Annotated in this window: 13 protein-coding genes; 8 read left to right on the forward strand and 5 right to left on the reverse strand. The window is 70.9% G+C overall.

The features are described 5' to 3' along the window. Positions 1 to 24 precede the first annotated feature (24 nt). On the forward strand, positions 25 to 2,226 hold the full coding sequence (locus tag QFZ64_RS22430; RefSeq protein ID WP_307068460.1) for an ABC transporter family substrate-binding protein: 2,202 nt from the start codon (positions 25 to 27) through the stop codon (positions 2,224 to 2,226). Positions 2,227 to 2,289: 63 nt separating this feature from the next. Here the strand turns inward: QFZ64_RS22430 and QFZ64_RS22435 are convergent, their stop codons facing one another. After that, on the reverse strand, positions 2,290 to 2,922 hold the full coding sequence (locus tag QFZ64_RS22435; protein ID WP_307068461.1) for an FMN-dependent NADH-azoreductase: 633 nt from the start codon (positions 2,920 to 2,922) through the stop codon (positions 2,290 to 2,292). A 173-nt stretch (positions 2,923 to 3,095) separates the two neighbouring features. Between QFZ64_RS22435 and QFZ64_RS22440 the strand changes: the two genes are divergently transcribed. From QFZ64_RS22440 to QFZ64_RS22470, 7 genes are all read left to right on the forward strand, one after another. After that, positions 3,096 to 3,707: a TetR/AcrR family transcriptional regulator gene (locus QFZ64_RS22440; RefSeq protein WP_307071822.1), complete on the forward strand. Its 612-nt coding sequence runs from the start codon at positions 3,096 to 3,098 to the stop codon at positions 3,705 to 3,707. A gap of 487 nt (positions 3,708 to 4,194) precedes the next feature. Continuing rightward, positions 4,195 to 6,111, forward strand: a complete 1,917-nt coding sequence (gene typA / locus QFZ64_RS22445) for a translational GTPase TypA (protein WP_307068463.1) — start codon at positions 4,195 to 4,197, stop codon at positions 6,109 to 6,111. 674 nt (positions 6,112 to 6,785) lie between these two features. After that, positions 6,786 to 8,408 carry an ABC transporter substrate-binding protein gene (locus QFZ64_RS22450; RefSeq protein ID WP_307068465.1) on the forward strand — a complete coding sequence of 541 codons (1,623 nt, stop codon included), beginning with the start codon at positions 6,786 to 6,788 and terminating at the stop codon, positions 8,406 to 8,408. 165 nt (positions 8,409 to 8,573) lie between these two features. Next, positions 8,574 to 9,506 (forward strand): ABC transporter permease, encoded by a 933-nt coding sequence (locus tag QFZ64_RS22455; RefSeq protein ID WP_307068467.1) that lies wholly within the window; start codon positions 8,574 to 8,576, stop codon positions 9,504 to 9,506. Further along, entirely contained in the window at positions 9,499 to 10,446 is a 948-nt protein-coding gene (locus QFZ64_RS22460; protein ID WP_307068469.1) for an ABC transporter permease, read from the forward strand. Before QFZ64_RS22455 ends, QFZ64_RS22460 begins: the two co-directional genes overlap by 8 nt. 11 nt (positions 10,447 to 10,457) lie before the next feature. Further along, positions 10,458 to 11,516: an ABC transporter ATP-binding protein gene (locus tag QFZ64_RS22465; RefSeq protein ID WP_307068471.1), complete on the forward strand. Its 1,059-nt coding sequence runs from the start codon at positions 10,458 to 10,460 to the stop codon at positions 11,514 to 11,516. Beyond that, entirely contained in the window at positions 11,509 to 12,657 is a 1,149-nt protein-coding gene (locus tag QFZ64_RS22470; RefSeq protein WP_307068473.1) for an ABC transporter ATP-binding protein, read from the forward strand. Before QFZ64_RS22465 ends, QFZ64_RS22470 begins: the two co-directional genes overlap by 8 nt. 148 nt (positions 12,658 to 12,805) lie before the next feature. Here the strand turns inward: QFZ64_RS22470 and QFZ64_RS22475 are convergent, their stop codons facing one another. The 4 genes from QFZ64_RS22475 to QFZ64_RS22490 are packed head-to-tail and all read right to left on the reverse strand — an operon-like array spanning position 12,806 to position 16,960. Then, the gene (locus tag QFZ64_RS22475; RefSeq protein WP_307068475.1) at positions 12,806 to 13,825 is read right to left on the reverse strand and encodes an ABC transporter ATP-binding protein; all 1,020 of its coding nucleotides are present in this window, start codon (positions 13,823 to 13,825) and stop codon (positions 12,806 to 12,808) included. Continuing rightward, the gene (locus QFZ64_RS22480; protein ID WP_307068477.1) at positions 13,822 to 14,826 is read right to left on the reverse strand and encodes an ABC transporter ATP-binding protein; all 1,005 of its coding nucleotides are present in this window, start codon (positions 14,824 to 14,826) and stop codon (positions 13,822 to 13,824) included. The genes QFZ64_RS22475 and QFZ64_RS22480 overlap by 4 nt, the downstream gene beginning before the upstream one ends. Continuing rightward, complete coding sequence (locus QFZ64_RS22485; RefSeq protein WP_307068479.1) at positions 14,823 to 15,896, reverse strand: ABC transporter permease; 1,074 nt, start codon at positions 15,894 to 15,896, stop codon at positions 14,823 to 14,825. Before QFZ64_RS22485 ends, QFZ64_RS22480 begins: the two co-directional genes overlap by 4 nt. Further along, positions 15,893 to 16,960, reverse strand: coding sequence for an ABC transporter permease (locus tag QFZ64_RS22490; RefSeq protein WP_307068481.1), 1,068 nt, complete (start codon positions 16,958 to 16,960; stop codon positions 15,893 to 15,895). The genes QFZ64_RS22485 and QFZ64_RS22490 overlap by 4 nt, the downstream gene beginning before the upstream one ends. Between the last annotated feature and the right edge of the window lie 133 nt (positions 16,961 to 17,093).

Here is a 17,093-nt window from a genome sequence, read left to right on the forward strand (position 1 = left end):
GACGGACCACCGGAGGTGGCAGTGATGTCCCACGACGGCGGCCCTGGCGTGCCACGGCGCGCGGCCGCGTTCCTCCTCGCGGGCGCCCTCACGGTGTCCGCGCTCTCCGCCTGCAGCTCCGACGAGAAGGCGAACCGGCCGCTCGCCGGCCAGGACATCGCCCCCGCCGGCCGCGCCCTCGTCGCCGACGGCGGCACCCTGCGCTGGGCGGTCGACGCCGTGCCGGCCACCCTCAACGCCTTCCAGGCCGACGCCGACGCCGCCACGAGCCGGGTCGCCGGCGCCGTCCTGCCGTCACTGTTCCGGCTCGACGCGCGGGGCCGTCCGCAGCCGAACCCCGCCTACCTGGAGTCGGCGAAGGTGGTCGACACCGAGCCGAGGCAGGTGGTTCTGTACCGGCTCGACCAGCAGGCCGTCTGGAGCGACGGCCGAGAGATCGGCGCCGCCGACTTCGCCGCCCAGTGGCGTGCCCTGTCCGGCAAGGACAACGCCTACTGGACCGCCCGCAACGCCGGCTACGACCGGATCGCGAAGATCGAGCGCGGGCACGACGACCTCGAGGTGAAGGTCACCTTCGCCCGCCCCTATGCCGACTGGAAGTCGCTGTTCACGCCGCTGTACCCGAAAGAGGTCATGGGCACGCCGGACAGCTTCAACGACAGCGCCCGCAGCAGGCTGAAGGTGACGGCGGGACCGTTCACGCTGAAGAAGGTCGACCGCGAGGACGACGAGGTCACCCTCGTCCGCAATACGCGCTGGTGGGGTGCCCCGGCCAAGCTCGACAGGATCGTGCTGCGCGCGGTCCCGCGCGACGAGCGCCTCGACGCCCTCGCCGAGGACAAGGTCGACCTCGCGGAGGTGGACCCCGACGACGCCGCGAAGATCGCCGCCGCCCACGGCACGAGGAACACGGCACCCTCACGGGCGGCGGCAGCAGGGGCGAAGGCGGAGCAGAAGGAAAAGAAGGACAAGCAGAAGGACGACAAGGACGGGGAGAAGGGGGACAAGGCCACCGACGAGGGCGCCGCACGGCGGAAGGCGCTGCGCCGCTACGTCGTCCGCAGCTCGCTCGAACCCACGTACACCCAGCTCGCCCTCAACGGTTCCGACGGCCCCCTCGCCGACGAACGGGTCCGCCGGGCCGTGGCCCGCGCCCTGGACCGTACGGAGCTGGCGGAGCTGGTGCTGAAGCCGCTGGGGCTGCCCGCCGTGCCCGTCGGCAGCCATCTCGCTCTGGCCGGGCAGCCGGCGTACGAGGACAACAGCGGCGCGATCGGCGGTCAGGACACCAAGGGGGCCCGGGCCCTGCTCGCCGACGCGGGCTGGGTACTGGGCGGCCCGGTCGAGAAGGAGAACAAGGAGGAGAGCGCGAAGGCCAAGAAGAAGGAGAAGGAGGAGGCCGACGGGGTGGACACGGCCGGGGCCAAGGGCGAGAAGTCCGGTGAGGGCGACGACGGCACGTACGTCGTCGGCGAGGACGACAAGCCCGGCGAGGCGGAGGGCTCCGGGGACGGCGAGAACTCCCGGCGCTCCGACGAGCGCGCGGCCCGGTCCGCGGACGGCAAGCAGTATCTGGGCGAACCCGGCACGGCACGGCACGGCGGGGCCCCGGGCGCGTACGCCCCGAAGGGCACCGCTGCCCCGGCCCGCGCGGCGGACACGGTGAGGGCGAAGGACGGCAAGGCGCTGTCGCTGCGGTTCGTCCTGCCGGCAGGGCCGGGGTCGGCCTCGCTCCGGGCGGTGGGCGACCGCATCGCGCGGATGCTGCGGAAGATCGGCATCCGCACGACGATCACCAAGGTGTCGGACGGCAGCTACTTCGAGGACCACATCGCGTCCGGCGAGTACGACCTCGCGCTGTACTCGTGGCCCGCGACGGCCTTTCCGGCGACCGACGCGCGGCCGGTCTACGCGAAGCCGGTACCGGGGGCGGACGGGGAGCTGAAGGTCGAGCAGAACTACACGCGGGTGGGGACGGACCAGATCGACCAGCTCTTCGACGAGGCGCTGGTGACGCTGGACGACGGGAAGAGGCGGGAGCTCATGCGCAAGGCGGACTCCCGCATCTGGGCCGGTGCGGCCTCCATCCCCCTCTACCAGCGCCCCCAGCTCACCGCCGCGCGCCCCCGCCTGGTCAACGTGGGAGCCTTCGGGTTCCGGACCCCGGTGTACGAGGACATGGGGTACGCGGCGAAGACCCCTGCTCCGTCCCCCACGTCGTCCTGACAGGGGGGACGGGGAAGACAGGGAAGACGGGGAAGACGGGGAAGGGGACGGCTTCGGTAGCGGTCAGTTCCCGGCGAGTGCCCGGCCGGCCTCGCGGGCGGTGGCGAGCGCCTCCTTGTGCTGCTGCTCCGCGAGGTCGCGCAGGCCCTCCATGCCGGGGGTGGTGGCGGCGAGGGTCAGCTCCCGCCTGACGACGGTCAGCTCGCCCTCCCACAGGTCACCGAGGATCCGCTCCAGGTACGGGGTGGAGTGGTCCCAGCCCTCGCGCGGGGTGCCGGGGGCGTAGCCGCCGCCCAGGGTGGTGGCCAGCACGGTGGGGGTGCCCTTCAGCAGGGGAGTGGTGGGACCGGCGGCGGCGATGACGAGGTCCACCCAGGACTTGAAGTGCTGGGAGACGCCCCAGTTGTACAACGGCACGGCCACGATCGCGGCGTCCGCGCCCTGCACCTCCTCGGCCAGGGCCGCGCCGAGGGCGAGCGCCTCCTGCTGGGCCGGGGTGCGGTCCGCCTCGGGGGTGAAGCCGGCGGTGGTGGCGAGCACCCAGGCGTCGGCGGGCAGGGGTTCGGTGCCGAGGTGGCGGCGGGTCACCTGGGCGCCGGGGTGGGCGGCGAGCCACTCGGCCTCGGCGAGGTCGGCGATCTCCGCGCTGGCGGAGTTGCCGGGCATGATGCTGGCGTCCAGCCGGAACAGGTTCATGGGGATACGTCCTCTCGGGAAGGTGAGCCCACGGGCGGTGGCCGCCGGTGGCGGGCATGACGGAGGAAGAAAGCCGGACCGTGGTCCGGTTCCGTTCCGCCTCACGCAGCATAAGCGGACTTCACCCCGTTTTCTATTCCTGCCGTAAGTTGGACGCCGTGGAAGGCTCTGTAGTGCACTTCGGCAAACCGCGGGCCGAGCGCGCCGACGCGGTGCGCAATCGTGAGCACCTGCTGAACACCGTGCGCCGGATGATCGCGGAGCAGGGCGTGGACAAGGTCACGATGGACGGCCTCGCCGAGCGGGCCTGCCTGGGCAAGGGCACCGTGTTCCGCCGCTTCGGGACGCGGGCGGGGATCTTCCGCGCGTTGCTCGACGCGGACGAGCGGGCCTTTCAGGAGGCCGCGTTGAGCGGTCCGCCGCCGCTCGGGCCGGGGGCCGGGCCCGTCGAGCGGCTTGTCGCGTACGGGCGGGCGCGTATCGACTTCCTCATGGACCATCACGCCATCGCGCGGGCCTCGTTCGAGCGCAGCCGGCCCGTGCTGATGGGGGATCCGTCGATGACTCAGTTGCATGTCGGGGTGCTGTTGCGGAAGGCGGTGCCGTCGATGCCGAATCTGAACGGAGTGGCGATTCAGTTGACGGCGGCGTTGGAGGCGCCGTTGCTGTTGTATCTGTCGCAGCCGGAGTCCGAGTCGGAGGAGGACGTGGAGGTGAGGGCGTTCCTGGGGGATGCGTGGGAGACGCTGATCGGGCGGGTGATCGCGCCCCGGGGGTGCGCGTAGCGGGGGGTCTTCGCCCCCGCCGCCCCTGCCCGTCCCCTCCCTTCAAGGGGTTCCGCCCCTCCGATCCCGGAACCCGGGCGGGGACGAGGTGCGTTCGGGAGCGCGGGTCGGTGGGGGGCCGTTCGCGCGGTTCCCCGCTCCCCTGAAGAGCGGCGAAGCCGCTCCTTTCGGGGCACGGCCGTTCGCGCCCCTCGGCAACAGGGGGCGCCCCTGCTTCCAGCGGCGCGGGGGAACTGCGCGGCGGGCCACGGCGGCCCGCAGACGTCCACGATCCGGGCCCCCGAACTCTCACGCGCCCCGCCCGAAGGACACCCCGCCACGGAGCCCCCCCCCGCCCGGAGGGCACCGGGCACCCCGGGCCCGGACAGCCCGGGCCCGCTGCGGCACGTACCATGGTGTACGGCCGAGGCGTGCAATGCCCGGCATGGCCCGCGCGACATCGAAGGAACGCGCTGGCCGTCCTCAATCCCGGGAGAAGCGCCTCACCATGGCTGTGACTGCTACGCGTCACGACATCCGCAACGTTGCCATCGTCGCCCACGTCGACCACGGCAAGACCACCCTCGTCGACGCCATGCTGAAGCAGGCGGGCGCCTTCGCCGCGCACGCCGCCGAGTCGCTCGACGACCGCATGATGGACTCGAACGACCTGGAGCGTGAGAAGGGCATCACGATCCTCGCCAAGAACACCGCGGTGAAGTATCACCCGAAGGCCGGCGGGGATCCCATCACCATCAACATCATCGACACCCCCGGCCACGCCGACTTCGGTGGCGAGGTCGAGCGCGGTCTGTCGATGGTGGACGCGGTCGTCCTTCTCGTCGACGCCTCCGAGGGCCCCCTGCCGCAGACCCGGTTCGTGCTGCGCAAGGCCCTCCAGGCCCGGCTGCCCGTCATCCTCTGCATCAACAAGACGGACCGCCCCGACTCGCGCATCGACGAGGTCGTGAACGAGGCGTACGACCTCTTCCTCGACCTGGACGCCGACGAGGAGCAGATCGAGTTCCCGATCGTCTACGCCTGCGCCCGCGACGGCGTCGCCTCCCTCACCAAGCCCGAGGACGGCACGGTCCCGCAGGACAGCGACAGCCTGGAGCCGTTCTTCACCACGCTGCTCTCGCACGTCCCGGCCCCCACGTACGACGAGAGCCTGCCGCTGCAGGCCCACGTCACCAACCTGGACGCCGACAACTTCCTCGGCCGTATCGCGCTGCTCCGCGTCGAGCAGGGCGAGCTGCGCAAGGGGCAGACGGTCGCCTGGATCAAGCGCGACGGCACCGTGTCCAACGTCCGCATCAGCGAGCTGATGATGACCGAGGCGCTCACCCGCAAGCCCGCCGAGAAGGCCGGCCCGGGTGACATCTGCGCCGTCGCCGGCATCCCGGACATCATGATCGGCGAGACCCTGGCCGACCCCGAGAATCCGATCGCGCTGCCGCTGATCACGGTCGACGAGCCGGCCATCTCCATGACCATCGGTACCAACACCTCGCCGCTGGTCGGCCGCGGCGGCACCGGCAAGGGCGCCGAGGCGAAGGCCGCCGTCAAGGACCGCAAGGTCACCGCCCGCCAGGTCAAGGACCGTCTCGACCGCGAGCTCGTCGGCAACGTCTCGCTCCGGGTGCTGGACACCGAGCGGCCGGACACCTGGGAGGTGCAGGGCCGCGGCGAGCTGGCGCTGGCCATCCTGGTCGAGCAGATGCGCCGCGAGGGCTACGAGCTGACCGTCGGCAAGCCCCAGGTCGTCACCAAGGAGATCGACGGCAAGGTGCACGAGCCGGTCGAGCGCATGACGATCGACGTGCCCGAGGAGCACATGGGCGCGGTCACCCAGCTCATGGGCGTCCGCAAGGGCCGCATGGACAACATGTCCAACCACGGCTCCGGCTGGGTGCGCATGGAGTTCGTGGTGCCCTCCCGTGGTCTGATCGGCTTCCGCACCGAGTTCCTGACGCAGACCCGCGGCACGGGCATCGGCCACTCCATCCACGAGGGCCACGAGCCCTGGTTCGGCACGCTCACCACGCGCAACAACGGCTCGCTGGTCGCCGACCGCGCCGGTGCCGTCACGGCGTTCGCGATGACGAACCTCCAGGAGCGCGGCGTGCTGTTCGTGGACCCGGGCACCGAGGTGTACGAGGGCATGATCGTCGGGGAGAACTCGCGCTCCGACGACATGGACGTCAACATCACCAAGGAGAAGAAGCTCACCAACATGCGGTCGTCCTCGGCCGACTCGTTCGAGGCGATCGTGCCGCCGCGCAAGCTGTCGCTCGAGCAGTCCCTGGAGTTCTGCCGCGACGACGAGTGCGTCGAGGTCACCCCGGAGTCGGTCCGCATCCGCAAGGTCGTGCTGGACCAGCGCAACCGCGCGCGGGCGGCGAGCCGGGCCAAGCACGGCTGATATCCGCCCCTCACCGGCGACGCCGGGCACTCCGCGACACGGAGTGCCCGGCGTTCCGTTTCCGCGGCCCGGGACGCCGGGGGCGGCCGCGGGACGGCCGAGCCGGTGCCCGGGGGCGCGGTCGGTCCACCCTGGTGTGAGACGAGGGGAACATAGGGAAAACCCTCTGTGAGGTGCCCGGGGCGGACCGGGGCGCCCCGTTCGCCCGTAGCCTTTCCGGTGTCTGCCCGGCGGGTCCGTCCGGCGCGTGTCGCGGCGAGGCCGTGGCCTGAACGCGGCGAGGGTTTCCGTGAGTGGCGGCCCAGCACAGTGGGTAAGGGCGCCGCAACCTATTTTCGCCCCTGATTTCCTTCCGGCTGTCCGGAATACGGACACTCTGCGCCGATAGATGTGTAACAAGTCTGTTTCGGGGTGATCTTTCACCAAACCCTTTGTCCGAATTTCGGAAGAACTGGGTAGTAGGTGTGATCGAACCGAGACCTTTGAGGTGTGGTTCGGTTCCGGCCGATGGCAGATAGTTAGGCGCGTAGACGCTCGGAGCGAAGGGTCACTCGTCGGTAGGCCGGCGGCGACTCGCGAGCGGTGGGGGCACCTGACCATTGCAGGCACCGGTGACGGTGCCATGGCCTGTGCCCCACCATGCGGTGAACCATTGGACTCATGAGGAGGAACCCATGCGCGGTGCCAAGAGCGCCAAGTGGGTCGCGATAGCCGCGGTAGTGGCACTGGGTGCCACTGCCTGTGGCGGTGGCAACGACGACGACGGCGACAGCAAGGCCGCGGCCGACCCGAACGGCAAGTTCTCGGTCGAGGTGGGGGAGCCGCAGAACCCCCTGCAGCCCGCGAACACCATGGAGTCCAACGGCAGCATCGTTATCAAGTCGCTCTTCTCCGGGCTCGTCGACTACGACAGCAGCGGCAAGATCGTCAATGTCAACGCGCAGTCGATCGACACCAGCGACAACAAGACCTTCACGGTCAAGCTGAAGCCCGGCTGGAAGTTCCACGACGGCACCCCGGTGACCGCCACGTCCTACGTCAAGGCGTGGAACTGGGCCGCCAACCCGGACAACAAGCAGACCAACAGCTTCTGGTTCTCCGACATCGAGGGCTACGACAAGGTCGCCCCCGAGAAGGGGAAGCCCTCGGCGACCGAGATGTCCGGTCTGAAGGTCGTCGACGACAACACCTTCACCATCAAGCTGAGCAAGCCGATCCCGTACTTCGTGTACAAGCTCGGCTACGAGGTCTTCGACCCGCTGCCGGAGTCCTTCTACAAGGACCCGAAGGCCGCGGGCCAGCACCCGGTCGGCAACGGCCCGTACAAGTTCGTCAGCTGGCAGCACAACAAGCAGATCGAAGTCACCAAGTACGCCGACTACAAGGGCCCGAACGCCGCGAAGAACGGCGGGGTGACCTTCAAGAACTACTCCAAGCTCGAGACGGCCTACCAGGACCTCAAGTCCGGCAACCTCGACGTGATGCGCCAGGTCGCCCCGCGTGACCTGCCCGTGTACAAGCAGGACCTCGGCGACCGCGCCGTGGACCAGTCGTACTCGGCGATCCAGACGCTGGGCGTCGCCTTCTACACCAAGCAGTGGAAGGACATCGACCCCAAGGTCCTGCAGGGCCTGTCGATGGCGATCGACCGCGACACCATCACCAAGACCGTCCTCCAGGGCACGCGTGAGCCCGCCACCGGCTGGGTCGCCAAGGGCGTCCTCGGCTACCAGCCGAACGCCGCCGGCGACGTCACCAAGTTCGACCCCGCCAAGGCGAAGCAGCTCATCAAGGACGGCGGCGGCGTCCCGGGCAACAAGATCTCCATCCAGTTCAACGCGGACGGCGGTCACAAGGAGTGGGTGGAGGCCGTCTGCGGCTCCATCACCAAGGCCACCGGCGTGAAGTGCGACGGCGACTCCAAGCCCGACTTCCAGTCGGACCTGAACGCCCGTGACAACAAGCAGGTCAAGTCGCTGTACCGCTCCGGCTGGGTGCTCGACTACCCCTTCATCTCGAACTTCATCCGTGACCTGTTCGGCTCCAAGTCCGACGGCAACCAGGGCGGCTTCTCCAACAAGAAGGTCGACCAGCTGATCGCCGACGCGGACGCCGCCAAGACGCTGGACGAGTCGGAGAAGCTGTACCAGCAGACCGAGAAGGAGCTGGTCAACTACATGCCGAGCATCCCGCTCTGGTACTACAAGGTCAACGCGGGCTTCTCGGAGAAGGTCTCCGGCGTGAAGTACGCGCAGGACGGCGACCCGATCCTGACCGGCGTGCAGGTCAAGAAGTAACCGCTGACGACGACAGTGTGAGCCGTGCCGCACCCGCGCGGGGTGCGGCACGGCGTCGGCCGGAAGGCCGGGGGGCCCTTTTCGCCGCGTACGAACGGAATCCGTAGGGGAAGCCGTCCGTATGGGGCGAAAGGGGCCTGCCGCTGTAACTGACATGGAGGAACCATGGGGCGCTACGTCGCGAGGCGACTGCTCCAGATGATCCCGGTGTTCATCGGGACGACCCTGCTGATCTTCCTGATGGTCTACGCCCTCCCCGGCGACCCCGTGCGCGGGCTCTTCGGTGACAAGGGCGCGAGCCCTGCGGTGCTCAGATCGCTGCGGCACGAGTACGGCCTCGACAAGCCCGTCCTGGTCCAGTACTACGACTACATGAAGGGCATGATCCTGCATCTCGACTTCGGGACGCAGGTCGCCAGTGGCCGCCCGGTCACCGACATCCTCGGCGAGGCCTTCCCGGTGACGCTGCGGCTGGCCGGCATGGCCTTCGCCTTCGAGGCGGTCCTGGGCATCGCGCTGGGTGTCGTCTCCGGCCTGCGCGCGGGCAAGGCGGTCGACACCGTCATCCTCGTCGTGACCCTGCTGCTGATCTCGATCCCGATCTTCGTGCTCGGCTACATCTTCCAGACGGTGTTCGCCTTCAAGCTGAACCTGCTGGATCCCTCGGTGAGTGATGCCACCGACTACAGCCAACTCCTGATGCCCGCCATCGTGCTGGCGAGCGTCTCGCTCGCCTATGTCGCCCGGCTGACCCGCACCTCGGTGGCGGAGAACATGCGGGCCGACTACATGCGCACGGCCGTCGCCAAGGGGCTGCCGCGCCGCCGGGTGGTCGGGGTGCACCTGATGCGCAACTCGCTCATCCCGGTCGTCACCTTCCTCGGCACCGACCTCGGCGCCCTGATGGGCGGCGCGATCGTGACCGAGGGCATCTTCAACATCCACGGCGTCGGAGGCACGATCTACCAGGCGATCATCCGCCGTGAGGGCACCACGCTGGTCGGGCTGGTCACCATCCTGGTCCTCGTGTACCTCTTCTGCAGCCTGATCGTCGACCTCCTCTACGCGGTTCTGGACCCGAGGATCCGTTATGCCTGAGCTCACCACATCCGCCGACCAGGCCACCAAGGCCGCGGCGGGGGCCGCCGCCGGCGCCCGACTGCCCGAACCCAAGCCGGAGAAGACCCGCAGTCTGTGGGGAGACGCCTGGCAGGATCTGCGGACCAACTGGGTCTTCGTCCTCTCCGCGGTGCTCATCCTGCTGCTGCTGGTGATGGCGGCCTGGCCCGGCCTGTTCACGGGCGCCGACCCGAACGACAAGGACCTGGCCAACCACTACCTCCAACACCCGGACTACGGCCACGTGTTCAAGGCCGACTGGCTCGGCTACGACGCCCAGGGCCGCAGCGTGTACGCCCGCGCCATCTACGGCACCCGTGCCTCGCTGCTCGTCGGCGCCGGCACCACCGTGGTGGTGGTCCTCTTCGGCGGACTGGTCGGCATGCTCGCCGGGTACTTCGGCGGCTGGATCGACGCCGTGCTGTCCCGCGTGACGGACATGTTCATGGGCATCCCGTTCCTGCTCGGCGCGATGGTGGCGCTGAACTCCTTCACGGAGCGCTCCATCCCGGTCGTCATCGGCGCCCTGGCCTTCCTCGGCTGGACACAGACGGCCCGCGTCATGCGCGGTTCCGTCATCACCGTCAAGTCGACGGACTACGTGCAGGCCGCGAAGGCGCTCGGCGCGGGGACCAGACGCATCCTCTTCCGCCATGTGCTGCCCAACGCGGTGGCGCCGGTCATCGTCGTCGCCACGATCTCGCTCGGCATCTACATCGGCGCCGAGGCCACGCTGTCGTTCCTGGGCCTCGGCCTGAACGGTGTCTCGTGGGGCAACGACATCTCCGACGGCGGCAACTCGATCCGGGTGGCGCAGTTCATCATGCTCTACCCGTCGATCATGCTCAGCATCACGGTGCTGGCGTTCATCATGCTCGGTGAGGCCGTACGCAACGCCCTCGACCCGAAGACACGCTGAGGGAGGCGTACGTGACCACCATCGAGGAAACCACGCCCGTGCCGTCGCCCCGCGACGCCGGGGCGGACGGCGGGCCGTTGCTCGACGTGCGCGACCTGCACGTCGAGTTCCACACCCGTGAGGGCGTCGTCAAGGCCGTCAACGGGGTGAACTACAGCGTGGCCGCGGGCGAGACCCTGGCCGTGCTGGGTGAGTCCGGTTCCGGCAAGTCCGTGACCGCGCAGGCCATCATGGGCATCCTGGACATGCCGCCCGGGAAGATTCCCCAGGGCGAGATCCGCTTCCGCGGGCAGGACATGCTGACCATGTCCGCCGAGGAGCGCCGCAAGATCCGCGGCAGCCGGATCGCGATGATCTTCCAGGACGCGCTGTCCTCGCTCAACCCGGTACTGACCGTCGGCTACCAGCTCGGCGAGATGTTCCGCGTCCACCAGGGCATGTCCAAGAAGGACGCCAAGGCCAAGGCGATCGAGCTGATGGACCGGGTGAAGATCCCGGCCGCCGCGGCCCGGGTCAACGACTACCCGCACCAGTTCTCCGGCGGCATGCGCCAGCGCATCATGATCGCCATGGCGCTCGCCCTGGAGCCCGAACTGATCATCGCCGACGAGCCGACCACGGCCCTCGACGTGACGGTCCAGGCCCAGGTCATGGACCTGCTCGCGGAGCTCCAGCGCGAGTTCCACATGGGCCTCATCCTGATCACCCACGACCTCGGCGTCGTCGCCGACGTCGCGGACAAGATCGCGGTGATGTACGCGGGCCGGATCGTGGAGCAGGCGCCCGTGCACGAGCTGTACAAGCGCCCGGCGCACCCGTACACCCGCGGTCTGCTGGACTCCATCCCGCGCCTGGACCAGAAGGGCCAGGAGCTCTACGCGATCAAGGGACTGCCGCCCAACCTGCTGCACGTCCCGACCGGCTGCGCCTTCAACCCGCGCTGCCCCAAGGCACAGGACATCTGCACCACCGAGGTCCCGCGCCTGTTCCCGGTCACCGAGCAGGACGGCACCGGGCTCCCGGGCCGCGCCTCGGCGTGCCACTTCTGGAAGGAGACGATCCATGGCTGAGCTCAGCAAGAACGACGCGCGGGCGGAGGCCACCCCGAACGTCTCCGAGGTCGAGCACGCGGAGGCGCACACCGAGGCGGAGGCGGTCGCGGCCGTCGAAGCGCCCGTCGGACGCGGAGAGCCGATCCTTCAGGTGCGGGACCTGAAGAAGCACTTCCCGCTGACCCAGGGCGTCCTGTTCAAGCGGCAGGTCGGCGCGGTCAAGGCCGTCGACGGCATCTCCTTCGACCTCTACCAGGGCGAGACGCTGGGCATCGTGGGCGAGTCCGGCTGCGGCAAGTCCACGGTCGCCAAGCTCCTGATGAACCTGGAGCGGGCGACGGCCGGCGAGGTCTTCTACAAGGGCCAGGACATCACCAAGCTGTCGGGGCGCGCGCTGACCGCCGTGCGCCGCAACATCCAGATGGTGTTCCAGGACCCGTACACCTCGCTCAACCCCCGTATGACGGTGGGCGACATCATCGGCGAGCCCTTCGACATCCACCCGGAGTCGGCGCCCAAGGGCGACCGGCGCCGCCGGGTGCGCGAGCTCCTCGACGTCGTCGGCCTCAACCCGGAGTACATCAACCGCTACCCGCACCAGTTCTCCGGCGGCCAGCGCCAGCGCATCGGCATCGCCCGCGGCCTCGCGCTCAACCCGGAGATCATCATCTGCGACGAGCCGGTCTCCGCGCTCGACGTGTCCGTCCAGGCGCAGGTCATCAACCTGATGGAGGCGCTGCAGGACGAGTTCAACCTGTCCTACATCTTCATCGCGCACGACCTGTCGATCGTCCGGCACATCTCGGACCGGGTGGGCGTGATGTACCTCGGCCGGATGGCCGAGATCGGCACGGACGAGCAGATCTACGAGCACCCGACGCACCCCTACACCCAGGCGCTGCTGTCCGCGGTCCCGGTACCGGACCCCGACGCCAGGGACCACCGCGAGCGCATCATCCTCTCCGGCGACGTGCCCTCCCCGGCCAACCCGCCCTCGGGCTGCCGCTTCCGCACCCGCTGCTGGAAGGCCCAGGACAAGTGCGCCGAGCAGGAACCCCTGCTGGCCGTCCCCGAACGCTTCAAGGGCACGGCCACCCCGGCCAACCACGAGTCCGCCTGCCACTTCGCCGAGGAAAAGGACGTAGTGGGCGCGGCCTGACGTCTCGCGTGCAACTCCCGGTTCCCCGCGCCCACCCAAGGGGCGCGGGGAACCGCGCGACCGGCCACGACGCCGCCGCACGCGCCCCACGACCCGAGCCCCCGAGCTCCCGGGCGCCCGGCGCCGGGCGCGTGGGGCGCACCCCGTGTCACACCTCCGCGCGCGCCCGCGCCCAATGACACGCCGCCTCCGCCTCGCGGCCACCCCCCAACACCCCCGGATCCCGCGTCCGGCACGCGTCCTCCACCCCCACCCGCCCCGCCTCCCCACTCGCCAACACCGGACACCGTGCGTGGAACCGGCACCCGCCCGGGATCTGCGAGGGGTCCGGGGGCTCCCCGGAAAGAACCACGGGCTCGCCCGGTGCATCCGGCAGCACCGACAGCAACGCCCGCGTGTACGGATGCCGAGGCGCGGACAGCACCTGCTCCACCTCCCCCGTCTCCACGATCCGCCCCAGATACATCACCGCCACCCGGTCCGCGATGTTCCACGCCAGCCCCAGATCGTGCGTCACCACCAGCGCGGACAGCCCCAGTTCGGAGCGCAGCCGCAGCAGCAGCGCGAGGATCTCCCCGCGCACCGACGCGTCCAGCGAGGCCACCGGCTCGTCGGCGACGAGCAGTTCGGGCTCGAGGACCAGCGCGCCGGCGATCACCACCCGCTGCCGCTGCCCCCCGGACAGCTCGTGCGGATGCCGCAGCAGGAACCGCTCGGGCGGCCGCAGCCCCGCCCGGGACAGCGCCCCGGTGACCGCAGCCCGCTCGTCCCCGGCGTACCCGTGGATGCGCAGCCCCTCGGCGACCGCGTCGTACACCGTGTGCCGCGGGTTGAGGGAGCCGGCGGGGTCCTGGAGCACGAGCTGGACCCGCCTGCGGTACGCCTTCAGCGCCCGTGAGGAGTACGTGAGCGGTGTCCCGGCGAACGTGACCTGCCCGGACGTCGGCCGGACCAGTCCGAGCAGCGCGCGCGCCAGCGTCGTCTTGCCGCAGCCGGACTCGCCGACGAGAGCGACGATCTCCCCGGCCCCGATGTCCAGTTGGACGCCGTCGACCGCGCGGGCCGGATCGGCGCCGCGCCGGCCGGGGAAGGCCACGCGCAGGTCCCGCGCGGCGAGCAGGGGCGGGGCGGCGGGGGCGGCGGGTGAGGTGGGGGCCGTGGTCGTCATGTGCCGCTCCTCGTGTCCCCGGCGGCCGGTGCCGCCGGTCCCGGCGCCTCCGCCGGCCGTACATGGACGCACGCGGCCCGGTGCCCGGGCGCCGCCTCCCGGTGCGCCGGGTCCTCCTCGGCGCACCCCGCCAGCGCCACCGGGCAGCGCGGGTGGAACGCGCACCCGCCGGGCAGCGCGGCAGGGTCGGGCGGGTCACCGGGCAGGCCGCGCGGGGCGTACCGGGAGGCAGGGTCGCCGATGCGCGGGAAGGCCGCCGACAGCGCCTGGCCGTACGGGTGCCGGGCATGCTCGTGGACGGTCCGTGCGGGCCCCTCCTCGACCACCCGGCCCGCGTACATCACCGCCAGCCGGTCGCAGGTGTCGGCGAGCACCGACAGATCGTGGCTGATCATGATCAGACCCACGTCCTGCTCGGCGACCAGCCGTTCGATCAGCCGCAGCACCTGCGCCTGGATCATCACGTCCAGCGCGGTGGTCGGCTCGTCCGCGACGATCAGCCGCGGATCGCAGGCCAGCGCCATGGCGATCATCACGCGTTGCCGCTGCCCGCCGGACAGTTCGTGCGGGTAGGCCGCCGCCCGCGCGGCCGGCAGCCCCACGTGTTCGAGCAGCTCGCCGGTCCGGCGGCGGGCCGCGGCCCCGCTCTCCTTGCGGTGCAGCAGGATCGGTTCGGCGATCTGGTCGCCGATGCGGTGCACGGGATTGAGGGAGTGCATCGCCCCCTGGAAGACGATCGAGGCACCGGCCCAGCGCACCGCCCGCACCCGCCCCCACCGCATCGTCAGCACGTCCTCGCCGTCCAGCAGGACCTCCCCGGTGACGCGGGTCCCGGCAGGGAGCAGCCGCAGCAGGGCGAGCGCCAGCGTGGACTTCCCGGAGCCCGACTCACCGGCGACACCGAGCTTCTGCCCGGCCTCCAGAGCCAGGTCGACGCCCCGCACCGCGGCGGCCCCGCCCGGATACGTCACCCGCAGATCCCGCACGTCCAGCAGCGTCAACTCGTCACTCCCAGCCTGGGGTTGAGGACGGACTCCACCGCGCGCCCGCACAGGGTGAAGGCCAGCGCCACCACGGCGACGGCGACGCCCGGCGGCACCAGGTACCACCAGTCGCCGGAACTGACCGCGCCCGCCTCGCGCGCGTCCTGGAGGAGCCCGCCCCAGGACACCACCGAGGGGTCGCCGAGCCCGAGGAAGGCCAGCGTCGCCTCGGAGAGGATGGAGGTGGACACCATCAGGGTGGTCTGGGCGAGCACCAGGGGCATCACGTTGGGCAGCACGTGCCGGGACATGACGTGCCAGTGCCCGCCGCCGAGCGCCCTGGCACGCTCGATGTACGGCCGCGACTCCACCGCCAGGGTCTGGGCGCGGACCAGCCGTGCCGTCGTCGGCCACGACGTGACGCCGATGGCGAGCACCACCGTGCCGAGCGAGCGGGACAGGACGGTGGCGAGCGCGATGGCCAGCACCAGGGTGGGCATCACCAGGAACCAGTCGGTGACGCGCATCAGTACGGTCGCCCAGGCTCCGCGGAAGTGTCCGGCGGTGATCCCCACCAGGGCGCCGATCGCCACCGACAGCACGGCGGCGAGCAGCCCCACGAGCAGCGAGACACGCGACCCCCACACGACCAGGCCGAGCAGGTTGCGCCCGTACCGGTCGGCGCCCAGCGGGAAGGCGCCGCTGGGTCCCTGGAGGGGGCGGCCCGGGGCGTCGGTCACGCTCGACACGCCGGAGCCGACCGTCAGCGGCGCGGTGAGGGCGACCAGCGCGAACAGCACGAGCACGGCGAGGCCCACGAGTCCGGAGCGGTGGGCGCGGTAGGCGCGCCAGAACCGAGCGGCGGCCCGGCGCCGGCGCTGCCGGGCGAGCGCGCGGGGGCCGGGGACGGGGGCGGCATCGGTGCCGGGACCCAGGGGTTCGGTGGCGGGACCCGGGGGTTCGGTGGCGGGACCCGGGGGTTCGGTGGCGGGACCCGGGGGTTCGGTGGCGGGACCGGTGCCGGGCTCGGCGGCCGGCTCGGGCTCGGACCCGCGTCCGGCGGCCGGGGGAGTGGCTTCGGCTCTCATCGGCCCACCCGGGGATCGAGGAGCGGATACACCAGGTCGGCCAGCGTGTTCATGACGATCACCGCCGAGGCGAAGAAGAGGAACAGGCCCTGGACCAGCGGCAGGTCGGGCACGCTGAGTGCCTGGTAGAAGAGGCCGCCGAGCCCCGGCCAGGAGAACACCGTCTCGACGAGGATGACCCCCGCGACCGTCCGCCCGAGGTTGACGAAGACCAGGGTCACGGTCGGCAGCAGGGCGTTCGGCACCGCGTGCCGGCGCCGCACCTGGTCGTCCCGCAGCCCCTTGGCGCGCGCGGTGGTCAGATAGTCGCTGCCCATCTCGTCGAGCAGCGCCGAGCGGGTGACCAGCAGGGTCTGCCCGTACTCGACGGCGACCAGGGTGAGGACCGGCAGGACAAGGTGATGGGCGACGTCCGTGACGTGGGCGAAGCCCGACGTGCCGGCCGACTCCATGCCGCCGGTCGGGAACAGCCCCGGGACGGGGCCCGCGCCGACGGAGAACACGATGATGAGCAGCAGCCCCAGCCAGAACGACGGCACCGAGTACAGGGTGAGCGCCAGGCCGGTGTTCAGCCGGTCGCCGAGGCGGCCGTGGCGCCAGGCCGAGCGGGTGCCGAGGGTGATGCCGAGGGCGGTGTAGAGGACGAACGCGGTGCCGGTGAGGAGGAGGGTGTTCGGCAGTGCCTCGGTGATCTTGTCGAGCACCGGGGTGCGGAACTGGTAGGAGGTGCCGAGGTCGCCGGTGAGTGCCTTGCCGCAGTAGTCCGTGAACTGGTGCCAGAGGGGAAGGTCGAGGCCGAACTCGCGGCGGTAGGCGGCCAGTTGCCGTGCCGACACCGGGCGGCCGCCGGTCATCGTCCGTACCGGGTCGCCGGGGATGAGGCGGAAGAGGAAGAAACCGGTGACGAGGACGGCGAGGAGGGAGACGGCGGCGCCGGCGAGCTTGCCGGCGACGTAGCGGAGGTAGGCGGTGGTGGTGTGCGCCCGCGTCTCCTTCGTCGTGTCCTTCGCCGCGGGGGCGGGGAGCGTCTCGCGGAGCGGTACGGGGTCCGTGCCGGTGCTCACGGTCGTCTCCCGGGGGTTGTGGGGCGGGGGGCCTGTGCGTGTGCCGCTCCGGCTTTCCTCGCCCCCGCCGCCCTTGCCCTTCCCGCCCCCGGACCCCCCGCGGGCGACCACGACGCACCCGCGCGTGCCGCAC

Source organism: Streptomyces sp. B3I8 (genome assembly GCF_030816915.1).
In the GTDB taxonomy this organism is placed as follows: domain Bacteria; phylum Actinomycetota; class Actinomycetes; order Streptomycetales; family Streptomycetaceae; genus Streptomyces.